The 12,933-nt window shown below is 72.3% G+C and carries 13 protein-coding genes; 9 read left to right on the forward strand and 4 right to left on the reverse strand.

The genetic code is table 11. The features are described from left to right. The first annotated feature begins 104 nt into the window (after window positions 1-104). The 5 genes from WME83_RS36305 (at window position 105) to WME83_RS36325 (ending at window position 4,364) form a co-directional block, all read left to right on the forward strand. Entirely contained in the window at window positions 105-1,313 is a 1,209-nt protein-coding gene (locus WME83_RS36305) for a serine/threonine protein kinase (RefSeq protein WP_437314283.1), read from the forward strand. Window positions 1,314-1,423: 110 nt separating this feature from the next. Next, complete coding sequence (locus WME83_RS36310) at window positions 1,424-1,891, forward strand: peroxiredoxin (protein WP_437314284.1); 468 nt, start codon at window positions 1,424-1,426, stop codon at window positions 1,889-1,891. Window positions 1,892-1,997: 106 nt separating this feature from the next. Further along, entirely contained in the window at window positions 1,998-2,543 is a 546-nt protein-coding gene (locus WME83_RS36315) for a hypothetical protein (protein ID WP_437314285.1), read from the forward strand. 40 nt (window positions 2,544-2,583) lie between these two features. After that, a complete protein-coding gene (locus WME83_RS36320) occupies window positions 2,584-3,399 on the forward strand; it encodes a metallophosphoesterase family protein (RefSeq protein ID WP_437314286.1) in 816 nt (271 codons plus the stop codon). Between the two features lie 128 nt (window positions 3,400-3,527). After that, a complete protein-coding gene (locus WME83_RS36325) occupies window positions 3,528-4,364 on the forward strand; it encodes an alpha/beta hydrolase (protein ID WP_437314287.1) in 837 nt (278 codons plus the stop codon). On the opposite strand, the gene WME83_RS36330 is transcribed toward WME83_RS36325, so the two are convergent. The 3 genes from WME83_RS36330 to WME83_RS36340 are packed head-to-tail and all read right to left on the reverse strand — an operon-like array spanning window position 4,361 to window position 6,648. After that, window positions 4,361-4,855, reverse strand: a complete 495-nt coding sequence (locus WME83_RS36330; protein ID WP_437314288.1) for a metallophosphoesterase family protein — start codon at window positions 4,853-4,855, stop codon at window positions 4,361-4,363. The genes WME83_RS36325 and WME83_RS36330 overlap by 4 nt on opposite strands. Window positions 4,856-4,891: 36 nt before the next feature. Further along, a complete protein-coding gene (locus WME83_RS36335; RefSeq protein ID WP_437314289.1) occupies window positions 4,892-5,638 on the reverse strand; it encodes a metallophosphoesterase family protein in 747 nt (248 codons plus the stop codon). Next, window positions 5,635-6,648 (reverse strand): hypothetical protein, encoded by a 1,014-nt coding sequence (locus WME83_RS36340; protein WP_437314290.1) that lies wholly within the window; start codon window positions 6,646-6,648, stop codon window positions 5,635-5,637. The genes WME83_RS36335 and WME83_RS36340 overlap by 4 nt, the downstream gene beginning before the upstream one ends. Window positions 6,649-6,887: 239 nt before the next feature. Between WME83_RS36340 and WME83_RS36345 the strand changes: the two genes are divergently transcribed. Both WME83_RS36345 and WME83_RS36350 read left to right on the forward strand, forming a co-directional pair. Then, complete coding sequence (locus WME83_RS36345; RefSeq protein WP_437314291.1) at window positions 6,888-8,294, forward strand: NAD-dependent succinate-semialdehyde dehydrogenase; 1,407 nt, start codon at window positions 6,888-6,890, stop codon at window positions 8,292-8,294. Window positions 8,295-8,315: 21 nt separating this feature from the next. Further along, on the forward strand, window positions 8,316-8,687 hold the full coding sequence (locus tag WME83_RS36350; protein ID WP_437314292.1) for a DUF1801 domain-containing protein: 372 nt from the start codon (window positions 8,316-8,318) through the stop codon (window positions 8,685-8,687). A gap of 31 nt (window positions 8,688-8,718) precedes the next feature. Here the strand turns inward: WME83_RS36350 and WME83_RS36355 are convergent, their stop codons facing one another. Further along, entirely contained in the window at window positions 8,719-11,145 is a 2,427-nt protein-coding gene (locus tag WME83_RS36355) for a substrate-binding domain-containing protein (RefSeq protein ID WP_437314293.1), read from the reverse strand. 137 nt (window positions 11,146-11,282) lie between these two features. Between WME83_RS36355 and WME83_RS36360 the strand changes: the two genes are divergently transcribed. Continuing rightward, entirely contained in the window at window positions 11,283-12,260 is a 978-nt protein-coding gene (locus WME83_RS36360) for a fumarylacetoacetate hydrolase family protein (RefSeq protein WP_437314294.1), read from the forward strand. Next, window positions 12,257-12,928, forward strand: a complete 672-nt coding sequence (maiA, locus tag WME83_RS36365) for a maleylacetoacetate isomerase (protein ID WP_437314295.1) — start codon at window positions 12,257-12,259, stop codon at window positions 12,926-12,928. The genes WME83_RS36360 and maiA overlap by 4 nt, the downstream gene beginning before the upstream one ends. Window positions 12,929-12,933: the final 5 nt, after the last annotated feature.

Genomic DNA, 12,933 nt, shown 5'->3' on the forward strand with positions numbered 1-12,933 from the left:
CCGGGGCGCGCGAGCGGCGCCGCATGGATTTCATCCGCCGCCGGCCCCGAGCCGCTAGACTGGGCCCACGAGACGGGACGGGGCGGGAGGACGACAGACAGGGCATGTCCGAGCAGCAGCGGTACCGGGTCATCAAGCGCCTCGCCTCCGGCGGCATGGCGGAGGTCTTCGTCGCCGAGAGCGCGGGGATCGAGGGGTTCAAGAAGCAGGTCGCGATCAAGCGCGTCTTGCCGCAGCTCAGCAAGAAGGAGCAGTTCATCGCGATGTTCCTCGACGAGGCGCGCCTCTCGGCGCACCTCTCGCACTCGAACGTCGTGTCGGTGTTCGACATCGGCGTCGGCGACGGGACCTACTTCATCGTCATGGAGTACGTCGACGGCGCCGACCTCCGGGCCCTCCTCGAGCACCAGAAGAAGGTGGGCCGGCCGATGAGCGTCGAGGTCGCCGCGTTCATGGCCGCGAAGATGTGCCAGGGCCTCGCCTACGCGCACGAGCTCGCGACCGCGGACGGAAAGCCGCTCCAGATCGTGCACCGGGACATCACCCCGGCGAACGTGCTCATCACCCGCTACGGCGAGGTGAAGATCGTGGACTTCGGGCTCGCGAAGGCGTCGAGCCAGCTCGCCGAGAGCGACGCGGGCATCATCAAGGGGAAGTTCGGCTACCTGGCGCCGGAGACGGTGCTCGAGCAGGGCGTCGACCAGCGCGTCGACATCTTCGCGCTCGGGATCATCCTCTGGGAGATGCTCTCCGGGCGCCGGCTCTTCCTCGGCGACTCCGACTACATCACGGTGCGCCTCGTGCGCGACGCGGTGGTCCCCTCGCTCCAGCAGATCAACGGCGAGGTGCCGCGCGAGCTGGAGCAGATCATCCGCCGCGCGCTCGCCCGCGATCCGGCGGCCCGCTACCACACGGCGCGCGAGCTCGGGCGCGACCTCACCCGCTTCCTCTACCGCTTCGGCCGCCCGGTGAGCGAGGACGACGTGGCCGCGCTCGTGGAGCGCGCCAAGGGCGGGCCGGCGCGGGCGGTCGACGGGACGCAGAAGATCGCCGAGCTCATCGACATGATGCTCCTCGAGTTCAAGTCGCTCACGAAGGAGCCGACCTCGAGCGGCAGCGGCCTCAACCTGCTGCCCACCCTGGACGGGTCCACGAGCCTGCTCCACGGGCAGACCCACTCGAGCTCGCCGCCCCCGCGCAGCGAGGGGCCGCTCGGCGGGCTCGCCGACGAGCTGGAAGGGCCGGAGTCGCTCCACCAGGACGAGTCCTCCTCGTCGGTGGCGGCCTGGTTCCGCGGGCTCATCCCGCGCTGAGCCGGCGCGGGCGGCGGGAGGATTGCCCAGGCCGCGCCGCTCCACCACATCGGGACCGTCACCGGCCAGGAGGCGCCGACCTCCGGCCCACAGCCAAAGGCAAAGAGAAGATGAGCGTTGAGATTGGAAAGCCGTTCCCGCGCTTCGCCCTGCCGAACCAGGACGGCAAGACCGTGAAGCTCGAGGACTTCGCGGGCAAATGGCTCGTCGTCTATTTCTATCCGAAGGACGACACGCCGGGTTGCACCATCCAGGGCAAGTCGTTCACGGCCTCCAAGGAGGACTTCGACAAGGCCAACGTCGCCGTGGTCGGCGTGAGCGAGGACGACGTCGCGTCGCACAAGAGCTTCTGCGACAAGTTCTCGTTCACCATCGATCTGCTCGCCGACACGAAGCACGAGCTCCTCAAGGCCGCGGGCGTCGGGCAGAGCGAGTGGAAGGGCAACTTCTACTGGGACCGGACGACCTTCGTCGTCGATCCGCAGGGCGTGCTGCGGAAGACCTACCTGAAGGTGAAGCCTGACGGGCACGAGCAGGCGCTCCTCAAGGACATCGCGGAGCTCAAGGCCCAGGGCTGAGCTGGAGAGCGCCCGCGGCGCGGGGGCGCGGGACTCAGACGGACGTCCTGTACAAACCCTGCTCTCGCTGGATTTGCCAGCGTCGCCCCCCTACCCTCTCGCCTTCGTGCCTGCACGCCTTCCCCTCGCGCCAAGTCGAGCCCCATCGTTCACGGCCCTCGCGGCGCTCGCCGCGGCGGCGCTCGCGACCTTCGCCTCCGTCGGCGCCTGCAAGGCGCCGGGGGGCGGCGGGGCCGGCGGCTCGGGCATGGGCGGCGCCGACGGCTGCCCGATGGGGCCGCGACAGGCGATGTTCACCATCGCCGTGCGCGCGAGAGGCGCCCCCGTCCCGCAGGACACCGCCGTTCACGTGGCGTGGAGCGCGGCGGAGGAACCGACCTTCGTCCTGAACGACCCGAGCACCTGGAAGACGCTCGACGAGGCCAACGTGGTGTGCGCCGTCGATCGCGCGAAGCCTCCCCCCGATGCGCTGGAGGAGCTCGTCTGCGAGCTGTGGACCGCAGGGGTGACGCGGGTGGAGATCTCCGGGACAGGCTACCAGGAGTTCGCGCAGACGCTCACGCCCGTCATGAGCGAGGAATGCGAGGACTTCGTTCCTCAGGAGATCGACATCGAGCTCGTGCCGGCTGTGGAAGAGGACAGCGAAGAGTAGCTCTGCTTCCGCCCGCTCCCCGGCGGGGCTACCCTGCACCATGCCCGCGCCGACCCCGCTCCGCCTCGCCTGGGCGACCGACGTCCACCTCAACTTCCTCTCTCGCGAGGAACTCGCCGGCTTCTGCGCGACCCTCGCCGCCACGGCCTCCGACGCCGTCCTCTTCACCGGCGACATCGCCGAGGCCGCGAGCCTCCGCCCCCTCCTCGAGACCGTCGCCCGGGCCATCGAGCGCCCGCTCTACTTCGTCCTCGGCAACCACGACTTCTACCGCGGGAGCATCGCCGCCGTGCGCGCCTTGGCCGCCGAGCTCTCCGCCACGTCCCCGTGGCTCAGGTGGCTCCCGTCGATTCCACCGATCGAGCTCGGCCCGGACACCGCCCTCGTCGGCCACGACGGCTGGGCCGACGCCCGACTCGGCAACTACGAGAGATCGCCCGTGACGCTCAACGATTACGTGCTCATCAAGGAGCTCGCCTTCCTCGATCGGGACCGCCGGAGAGAAACCCTGCATCGCCTCGGCGACGAGGCCGCGGCGTACTTCCGCCGCGTCCTTCCCGAAGCCCTCGAGCGGTACGGGCGCGTGATCGTGGCCACGCACGTCCCGCCGTTCAAGGAGGCCTGCTGGCATGAAGGTCAGATCTCCAACGACGATTGGCTCCCGCACTTCACCTGCAAGGCGGCAGGCGAGGCGATCCGCGAGGCCGCCGAGCGGCACCCGGAGCGGCGGATCGAGGTGCTCTGCGGCCATACCCACGGCGCCGGCGTGGCGGAGATCCTCCCGAACCTCGTCGTACGCACCGGCGGCGCCGAGTACGGCGAGCCCGCGGTGCAGGGCGTGATCGTGGCCACCTAGGCCGCACTACAGCCGCGACGCGCGCCCTGCCGCCCTCGCGCACGTCCACCACGCATACCGCCCAGCCCCGCCGCGACGTATCCTCACACGCCCGCTGCCTCCGCCGACCTCCACGGAACCTGTCATCCATGCCGACGAACGATCCCGACAGCCAGCTCGACTCCCTCCTTCGCGCGCTCGAAGCGAGCCCTGACGCCGCCGGCGTCTTCTATCCCAGGCAGGTGAGGAAGATCCCGCGGGGCGGCGCGACGGACTACGACATTCCCGTCGCCCCCGGGGTCGCCGTCGGGGCGCGATGGCACCTCGCCGACCCGCAGCGCCCGACCGTGCTCGCCTTCCACGGCAACGGCGAGACCGTCCCCGACTACGACGACATCGCCGAGATGTGGCGGGACATCGGGCTCAACCTCTTCATCGTCGATTACCGCGGCTACGGCTGGAGCGGCGGCCGGCCGACGCTGCGCTCGCTCCACGACGACCCCGCGAAGGTCGCCGACTTCTTCGAGCGGGAGCTCGCCGAGAAGAGCCGCGCCGCCGGCCTCGACCGGCCGCCCGAGCCGCTGCTCTTCGGGCGCTCGCTCGGCAGCTCGCCCGCGTCGCGCATCGCCAGCGAACGCGGCCACGCCTACCGCGCGCTGATCCTCGAGAGCGGCTTCAGCGACGTCCGGCACCTCCTCGCCCTCTTCCAGATCGACCTCGGCGACCTGCGCGACGAGGCGCACCGCCGCTTCTCCAACCCGGAGCTCCTGAAGCGCGTCGAGATCCCCGTCCTCACCCTGCACGGCGCGCACGACAGCCTGCTCCCGCCGTTCCACGCCCGCGAGAACCACGCGGCCGTCCCCCACGAGGAGAAGGAGCTCTGCCTCATCAACGGCGCCGGCCACAACGACATCCTCCTCTTCGCGCCCGCCTATTTCGGCGCGATCCGGGACTTCCTGCAGGAGCACGGAGGCCGGCGCCCCTAGCAAGGCGCGATCTCGAGCGGCACGATCTCGGCCGTCACCGCGGCGCCCCGCACGATCAGCCGGGCGACCGACAGCGGCAGCTTGAAGCGGCGCGGCCCCGCGCTCCCGGGGTTCAGGAAGAGCACGCCGTCCCGCTCCAGGATCCCCGGGCGGTGCGAGTGCCCCGCCACCACCGCCGCGTACCCCGCCGCGCCGTCGCCCGGACCGAGCTCCTTGACGTCGTGCAGCACGAGCAGGGTCGCGCCCGAGACCCGCACCGTCGCCCGCTCCGGCAAGCCGTCCGCCCAGCGCCCGCGGTCGTTGTTGCCGCGCACCGCCGTCACGGGCGCGATCGACGCGAGCGCGGCGAGCACCTCGGGGCCGCCGACGTCGCCCGCGTGCACGATCAGCTCCGAGCCCTCGAGCGCGGCCAGCGCCTCCGGACGCACCAGGCCGTGCGTGTCGGAGATCACCCCGATCCGGTGCTCCCGCTGCGCTCGTGGCTTCGTCATGAGGACCCGAGAGGAGACTCCATCCGGCGCGCGCCCTCACACCTCGAGCACGAGGAACGACCGCCCGGTGAGCTTCCTGAGCAACGGCATGGCCACGTTGTAGACCGGCGTCCCCCTCGGCGTGCGCCCCTCGAGCGCGCCGTGGTGCGCGTGGCCGTGGAACACCACGTCGGCGCCGTACAGATCGATCGGCGCGACCAGCCGGCTCGTCCCAAGGAAAGGCCTTATCTCCACGTTCTCGCCGACCGTCGTCTCCGGGATGGGCGTGTAATGCATGATCACGATCCGCTTGTCGCTGTCGAGCTGCGACAGCGCCGCCTCGAGCTTGAGCGCCTCGGTCACGGCCTCCTGGACGAAGGCCTTGAGCGGGCCCTCGCCGAACGCCTGCAGCGTCGCGCTCCCGAACCCGCCCATGAACCCCTTGACGCCCGCAACCCCGATGTCGTCGCGCAGGATCAGGTGATCCCCGTCGAGCACCTCGACGCCCGCGTCGCCGAGGAGCCGCGTGACCTCGGCGCCCGCGCCGCGGTCGAGATCGTGGTTGCCGAGCACGGCGGCGCACGGCACCGACAGCCCGGAGAGCGCGTCGGCCAGCACCTTCGCCTCCTCGGGGTGGCCGCGATCGGTGAGATCGCCGCACAGGACGAGCAGCTCGGCCTCCGCGTTCACCGCCCTGACGAGCTCGCGCATCCTGCCGGCGTGCTCCGGCCGGCAATGCAGGTCCGAGGCCGCCGCGACGCGCCGCTTGCCGTGATCCCCGCTGCCCCCGGCGACGGCGCTCATGATCCCGGCTTGCGGAGCCGCGCCGCCTCGACCTCCGCCCCCAGACGATCCGCGCCGCCCGGCGCCGCCTCGCGGACCTGCGCCCCCGGGTCGCCGACGCGCCGCCGCGCCGCCCCGGACCGCCGGCGCCTCCGGCACGGCGACCCCAGCGCCACCTCGGGCTCGGGCGCGGGACCGGCGGGCGCAGCCACGAGCCCGAGCTCCTCGTAGTCGTGCGCGTACTGCTGCCGGCTGATCAGGTTCCCCCGGCAGACCCGGAGCGGCGCGTCGCCGGCCCGCGACTGCTCCAGCGTGCGCCGGCAGAGCTCGGCGACGAGCCACTCGGGCACCCGGCTCCGCGCGCCGGGATAGACGAAGCGGTACAGCGTGACGTGCGCGAACAGGACCTCCCAGTGCGGGCCGAACCGGTCGAGGAGCCGCTCCCAGTCCATCTCGTCGCCGCACGCGTAGATGAGGTGGTTCACGTCGGCCCCGTCGTACCGCTCCCGCTCGTCCACGAACGCCTTCGTGAAGATGATCTCCTCGACCGGCGCGATCAGACAGGAGTGCCCCAGGATCGTCGCCGGGCGCGCGTGCTCGAACCAGCCGCCGTCCACCACGGCCAGGCCGTTGCTCGAGGAGAAGATGAGATCGATGAAGCGATCGCCGGCATACGCCTTCCCGATCCACCGCGGGTCGATCAGCGACGTCTCGAAGCCGGCCCGCTCGAGCGCCCTGAACGCCGCCGGCACCTCCCGCTCGTCCAGCATCACGTCGAGATCCTTCGTGTCCCGGAAGATGCCGGTGTACGCAAAGAAGGCATACGCCCCCGCCACCATGAAGGGCACGCCGGCGCACAGGAGCGACTCCAGCGCCCTTACCCTTACCTCCAGCTCGCCCGCACGGGACAGCAGGCCGGCGGCATCGTCGGGGGCGGGCGGGGCGAGCGCCGCGCGCTCGCCGGCCCGCGTCGCCCGGGCTGAACCCGCGCGCTCCGCGTCGAAGACGGCAGGGGGTCCGCTGCGGGCCATCCCGCTCTGCGTAATGAACAGGACGTGCGATGGCGACCCCCCTCCGCCCCCACCCTGCGCTCGCAGGTGGCGCATCGACGCGGCAGCGGGAACAGAGGCGGGTTCGTCCTCGCTGACCATTGCAAGACGAGGCAGGTCTGGCTCAAGCTCGCCTGCCGGGATCGCTCGGCGCGCTCTCGGCTGGCAGGAGACGGGGCGCGGCCCCCCCGGCGCTCGAAGCTCGAAGAGGAGGCACATCCGTGAACACCGCGATCGCGACGATCAATCCAGCGACGGGAGAGACGCTCGAGACCTTCGAGCCCCTCTCGTCGGCGGCGCTGGAGCAGAAGGTGGCGCGCGCGCACGCCACGTTCCGCAGCTTCCGGCAGACCCCGGTCGCCGAGCGCGCCCAGAAGCTCCGCCGGGCGGCCGAGATCCTGGAAGCCGAGAAGGAGCAGCTCGGGCGGCTCATGACGCTCGAGATGGGCAAGACCATCGGCTCCGCCGTCGCCGAGGCCCAGAAGTGCGCGACCGTGTGCCGCTACTACGCCGACAACGCCGAGCGCCTGCTCGCCCCGGAGGAGGTCGCCACCGACGCCGGCAAGAGCTACGTGGCGTTCCACCCGCTCGGCCCGGTGCTCGCGATCATGCCGTGGAACTTCCCGTTCTGGCAGGTCTTCCGGTTCGCCGCGCCGGCGCTCGTCGCCGGCAACGTCGGCCTCCTCAAGCACGCGTCGAACGTGCCCCGCTGCGCGCTCGCCATCGAGGACATCCTCCGCCGGGCCGGCTTCCCGGAGGGCGCCTTCCAGGCGTTGCTCACCGGGACCGACGTGGTGCCGCGCCTGCTCGCCGACCCGCGCATCGCGGCCGCGACGCTCACCGGCAGCGAGAACGCGGGGCGCAGCGTCGGCGCCCACGCGGGCAAGCACCTCAAGAAGGTGGTGCTGGAGCTCGGCGGCAGCGATCCGTTCATCGTCCTGCCGAGCGCCGACCTCAACGCCGCCGTCGGGACCGCGATCAAGGCGCGCATCATCAACAACGGCCAGTCCTGCATCGCTGCGAAGCGCTTCATCGTGCACGAGTCGGTCGTGCCGGAGTTCGAGCAGCGCTTCGTCGCGGCCATGCGGCGCCTCCGGGTGGGCGATCCGATGGACCCGTCGGTCGACGTCGGTCCGCTCGCCACGGCGCAGATCGCCGCGGAGCTCGAGGAGCAGGTGCGGGCCTCGGTGGCCGCGGGCGCGCTCCTGCTCACCGGCGGCAAGCGGCTGAAAGGGCCGGGCAACTACTTCCCGCCGACCGTGCTCACCGACGTCCGGAGCCCCTCCCCCGCGGCCGACGACGAGCTCTTCGGCCCGGTCGCCGCCGTCTTCCGCGCCGCCGACCTCGACGAGGCCATCCACATGGCGAACTCCACCCGGTTCGGCCTCGGGGCGAGCGCCTGGACCCGCGACCCCCAGGAGCGCGAGCGCCTGATCGACGAGCTCGAGGCCGGCCAGGTGTTCATCAACGGGATGGTCGTGTCCGACCCGCGGCTGCCGTTCGGCGGGGTCAAGATGTCCGGCTACGGCCGCGAGCTCTCGTCGTACGGCCTGCGCGAGTTCGTGAACATCAAGACCGTCTGGATCGCGAAGGACGAACGGCCGAGGGGCCTGCCCGCAACCGAGTAGACCGAGTAGACGGAGAAGATCGTGTCGGACGACCCGGCCGTGGCCGCTCTGCTGAGCGAGTACCCTCCCGCAGCGCAGCAGCTGACCTTGCGCGTGCGCAAGCTGCTCCTCCGCATCATCCCCGACGTGCACGAGCACGTCTATCCAGGCTGGCGGATCATCAGCTTCCGCATGGGCGAGGCGCACAAGCACCAGATCTGCTGGCTCGCCCCGCAGCGCTTCGGCGTGAACCTCGGCTTCGAGCACGGCGCCGAGCTGCCCGATCCGAGCGGCCTGCTCACCGGCGACGCCAAGCAGGCCAGGAACGTCCATATCCGCTCGGCCAAGGACGTGGACGTCCCCAAGATCGCCGCGCTGGTCGCGGCCGCCGTCGAGCTCCGCCGGGACCGCTGACCGCGCGGCCCGAGGGCGCGGGCGCCGCGGCTCAGGAGCGCCGGTAGACCACCCGCCCGCCCGTCTTGCCCAGCGCGTACGAGAACCCGAGCTCCAGCGTGGAGCGGGTGACGATGCCCCCGAGATCGAGCCCCTGATCCACCATGAGCCGCGCCGCCTCCGGCGCGATCCCGACGAGCACGACCTCGGACCCGAGCATCGCGGCGGCGCGCGCCGCCTGCGCGATGTGGCTCGCCGCGCTCGCGTCGACGACCGCCATGCCGGTCACGTCGATGATCACGGCGCGCGCCTTGTGCTCGGAGATCTCCTGCAGCATCGCCTCGATGAAGCGGCCGGAGCGCTGCGCGTCCAGCGTGCCGACGATCGGCATGACGAGGACGCCGGGCGCGATCGGCACGGCCGGGCTCGACATCGCGGCGATCGTGTCGAGGAGCGCCTCCTGGCGGCGGCTCAGCGACTCGAGCTCCCGCGTCCGCTCCTTGATCCGCGAGAGGAGCCGCGCGTTCTCGAGCACGACGGCCGCGACGGAGGCCACGCGCTCGATCAGCGCCAGATCGTTCGCCGAGCACGCGTCGGGCCGCGGGCTGCTCAGCATGAGGACCCCGAGGACCGCCTCCCGGGAGAGCAGCGGCACGCCGACCAGCGTGCGCGCGCCGTTCCAGCGGGCCTCGGCGACGTCGCTGAAGTGCTGGTACTCGCTCGACGCGGTGTCGATGACGAGCGAGCTGCACGAGCTCATCACCCGGCCCACGAGGGAGTCCTCCACGATCGGCGCGCGCTCGTCGTCGACGAGGCTCTCGCGCTCGGCCATGCCGATCACCAGAAACTCGAGCGGCCGCCCGCGGCCCGACGCGCCCAGCCGGCGGTTCGTGATCCGGCGGGCGGAGCTCATGGCGAGGTGATCCGACAGCGCCACCGAGAACGGCGTGCGCTCGACCGTCACGACGTCGAGGCCCGTGTCGATGAAGCGCGACGCCGGCAAGGCCTCGAGCGCCGCCTCGACGCCGCGCGTGGCCATGTCGTAGAGCACCTGCACGCCGCGGTACCCCATGTCGTACTCGCGCTGCACGACCGCGGCGTGGACCACGCCGTCCTGGAGCATGGCGACCGTGGGCGTGATGAGGTCGAAGGCGACGAGCTTGAGATCCCCGGACCGGCCGAGCGTCACCGCGGCGGCGCCGAAGCTCGGGCCGTTCTCGCTGCACACCCCGAACGCGCCGGCGATCTCGGGACCCTCGCGCAGCGCGGAGGTGGCGAGCTCGACCCCGCGCGCGGGGTCGAAGTGGTTCTCGAGGGGCGCGCCGATGCGGATCGCCGAGCCGGCGACGGCCTCGCGGAAGCCCGCGAGGCGCTCGCCCGCGTTGGACACGGCGAAGGAGGCCGCCTGGGTCACGACCAGGCCGCCCTGCGGCAGGAGCCGCAGCATCACCTCGCCCGCGAGCCTGCCGGCGGCCCGGTTGTCGGTCCCGATGTAGACCGGGGCCGCGCTGCCCTCCACGGTCGGCGAGTCGATCGCGACCACGGCGACGCCCGCCGCGACCGCGCGGCGGATGAGCGGCTCGAGCGCCGCCGGATCGATCGGCGCGACGGCGATGCCCTTCACGCCCCGGCGGAGCCCTTCCTCGAACAGCGCCTCCTGCGACGCGGGGTCGGCGCCCACCCCGCTCCTGAACCCCACCGCCACCCGCAGATCCCGCCCCGCGGCCAGCGCGCCGTCGCGCACGTTGTTCCAGTACGCCGTCATCGGCCGGCGAGGGGCCCTGTAGAGGCGCAGCGTGCGCCGCGCGTCCGCCGCGGGCTCGCGCCCCGCGTCCTCTAAGATGGCGAGGTCGATGGTGCCCCAGCGCGGGCCCGTCTGCACGCTCCGGATCCCGTCCGCGAGCGTCTCGATGAGCTCCACGAGATCGACCGACTCGGCGACGGAGCTCAGCACCTCCTCGAGCAGGCGCAGCTCCTGGGCGACCTGCGCCTTCTCCTCGAACAGGCCGCGCCGCTCGAGCGCGGCGCCCGCGCTCTCCGCGACCGACTCCACGAGCGCGCGGTACGGGCCCGAGAGCGGCGCGTCGTCCGGCTGCTCCAGCGCGAGGTAGGCGCCCGGCCCTCCGAACAGGGGCACCGGCACGACCTGCACGTACGCGCCCTCGGGCGGCCAGCCGGGCCGCTCCGCGACCTCGGGCAGGTGCGCCCGGTACCACGCGGCCGCGGGGACGAGGCACGGGCCGCGCGCCGCCTCGGGCGCCGCAGCCGGACCGAACGGCGCCGACGCGCTCAGCAGCCCGCCGTCCGACGGCGTGCGCAGCTTGCCCGGCAGGATGCCGTCGAGCCCCACGGTCGCCGTGTACACGAGCCGCCGTCCCGCGCGCACCAGCAGGCCGCCGCGCTGCGCGCCGGGGAGGCTGGCCATGGCGCGCTGCACCAGGTGGTGGAGCGTCGAGAAAACGTCGAGTCCGGTATTCATGCAGATCCGTTCAGCCGGTCACCCGGTCGCTCGCTGCGCGCGACGCAAGGGGCACTGCACTAGCAGGCGCGAGCGGCCTCGTGCTTGTCAAGCGGAGACGATGAGAGCACCGTACCGCACCAGGAGCTCGCCCCCGCATGAAGCTCGCCTCTCTCCGCGGCCCCGGCCGCGACGGCACGCTCGTCGTCGTCCGCCGCGACGGCCTCGCCTACGCGCCGGCCGGCGCCGCCTTTCCCACGCTCCAGGCCGCGCTCGACGACTGGGAGCGCGCCGAGCCGGCGCTGCGCCGCCTCGCCGACGACATCGAGCGCGGCGGCGCGGCCGTGGCCCCGCTCGCCGTGGAAGAGCTCGCCGCGCCCTTGCCCCGCGCGTACGAGTGGATCGACGGGTCGGCGTACATCCATCACATCGAGCTCGTGCGCAGGGCGCGCGGCGCCGAGCCCCCCGAGACGCTCACGACCGATCCGCTCGTGTACCAGGGCGGCTCCGGCGTGCTCCTCGGGCCGACCGACGACATCGTCCTGCGCGACGAGGCCTGGGGCCTCGACTTCGAGGCCGAGGTCTGCGCCGTCCTCGGCGACACCCCGCAGGGCGCGCGCCGCGACGAGGCCCACCGGCACATCCGCCTGTTCCTGCTCGCCAACGACGTGACGCTGCGCAACCTCGTGCCCGCCGAGCTCGCGAAGGGCTTCGGGTTCTTCTGCTCGAAGCCGGCGACGGCGTTCTCCCCGTTCGCGATCACGCCCGACGAGCTCGGCGACGCGCTTCGCGACGGGCGCGTCCACCTGCGGCTCCGCTCCACGTACAACGGCGCGCTCGTCGGCGACCCCGAGGCCGGCCCGGAGATGCACTTCTCGTTCTTCGACCTCATCGAGCACATCGCCAGGACCCGCAGCTTCACGGCCGGGACCCTGCTCGGCAGCGGCACCGTCTCGAACCGGGATCCGGCGCGCGGGGTGTCGTGCCTGGCCGAGAAGCGCATGCTCGAGGTCCTCGCGCACGGGGCGGCGAGGACGCCCTTCATGAAGCCAGGAGACACGATCATGATCGAGATGCTGAATCGCTCGGGAGAGAGCCTGTTCGGGCGCATCGCGCAGCGGGTGGTGGCCGGATGAGCGCCGCGCTCACGGGGCTCACGCTCTACGGCTACTGGCGCAGCTCGTGCAGCTGGCGCGCGCGCATCGCCCTCGCCCACAAGGGCATCGAGCACACGTACCGGCCGGTGAACCTCGTCCGGGAAGGCGGCGAGCAGCTCCGCGACGACTACCGGGCCAAGAACCCGATGGCGCAGGTGCCGCTGCTCGAGTTCGAGCAGGGCGGCGCCGTCCGGCGCGTGTCGCAGTCGGTGGCGATCATCGAGCTGCTCGAGGAGCTGTTCCCCGCGCCGCCGCTCCTGCCCGCGGATCCGTACCTGCGCGCCAAGGCGCGCCAGCTCGCCGAGATGATCAACTCCGGCACGCAGCCGATGCAGAACACCGCCACGCTGAAGTACGTGCGGGACGAGCTCGGCGGCGACGAGCGGGCGTTCGGGCGGCGCTTCATCGCGTCGGGCCTCGCCGCGTTCCAGGCGGCGGCGAGCGAGCTCTGCGGGCGCTTCTGCGTCGGCGATCAAGTCACCGTGGCGGACGTGTTCCTCGTGCCCCAGCTTTACAATGCGCGACGTTACGACGTCGACCTCGCGCCGCTCTCGACCCTCACGCGGATCGAGGCGGCGTGCATGGCGCTGCCCGCCTTCCAGGCGGCCCACGCCGACCGCCAGGTCGACGCCGTCGCGGGCGCGTAGCTCGC

It is taken from the genome of Sorangium sp. So ce385, assembly GCF_051474135.1.
GTDB classification, from domain to species: domain Bacteria; phylum Myxococcota_A; class Polyangia; order Polyangiales; family Polyangiaceae; genus Sorangium; species Sorangium cellulosum_D.

Excerpts from the sequence above, each read along its gene's own strand:
- WME83_RS36310 (WP_437314284.1), top strand. The coding sequence starts at position 1,424 with ATGAGCGTTGAGATTGGAAAGCCGTTCCCGCGCTTCGCCCTGCCGAAC.
- WME83_RS36305 (WP_437314283.1), top strand. The coding sequence starts at position 105 with ATGTCCGAGCAGCAGCGGTACCGGGTCATCAAGCGCCTCGCCTCCGGC.
- WME83_RS36320 (WP_437314286.1), top strand. The coding sequence starts at position 2,584 with ATGCCCGCGCCGACCCCGCTCCGCCTCGCCTGGGCGACCGACGTCCAC.
- WME83_RS36335 (WP_437314289.1), bottom strand. The coding sequence starts at position 5,638 with ATGAGCGCCGTCGCCGGGGGCAGCGGGGATCACGGCAAGCGGCGCGTC.
- WME83_RS36330 (WP_437314288.1), bottom strand. The coding sequence starts at position 4,855 with ATGACGAAGCCACGAGCGCAGCGGGAGCACCGGATCGGGGTGATCTCC.
- WME83_RS36340 (WP_437314290.1), bottom strand. The coding sequence starts at position 6,648 with ATGGCCCGCAGCGGACCCCCTGCCGTCTTCGACGCGGAGCGCGCGGGT.
- WME83_RS36355 (WP_437314293.1), bottom strand. The coding sequence starts at position 11,145 with ATGAATACCGGACTCGACGTTTTCTCGACGCTCCACCACCTGGTGCAG.
- maiA (WP_437314295.1), top strand. The coding sequence starts at position 12,257 with ATGAGCGCCGCGCTCACGGGGCTCACGCTCTACGGCTACTGGCGCAGC.
- WME83_RS36360 (WP_437314294.1), top strand. The coding sequence starts at position 11,283 with ATGAAGCTCGCCTCTCTCCGCGGCCCCGGCCGCGACGGCACGCTCGTC.
- WME83_RS36325 (WP_437314287.1), top strand. The coding sequence starts at position 3,528 with ATGCCGACGAACGATCCCGACAGCCAGCTCGACTCCCTCCTTCGCGCG.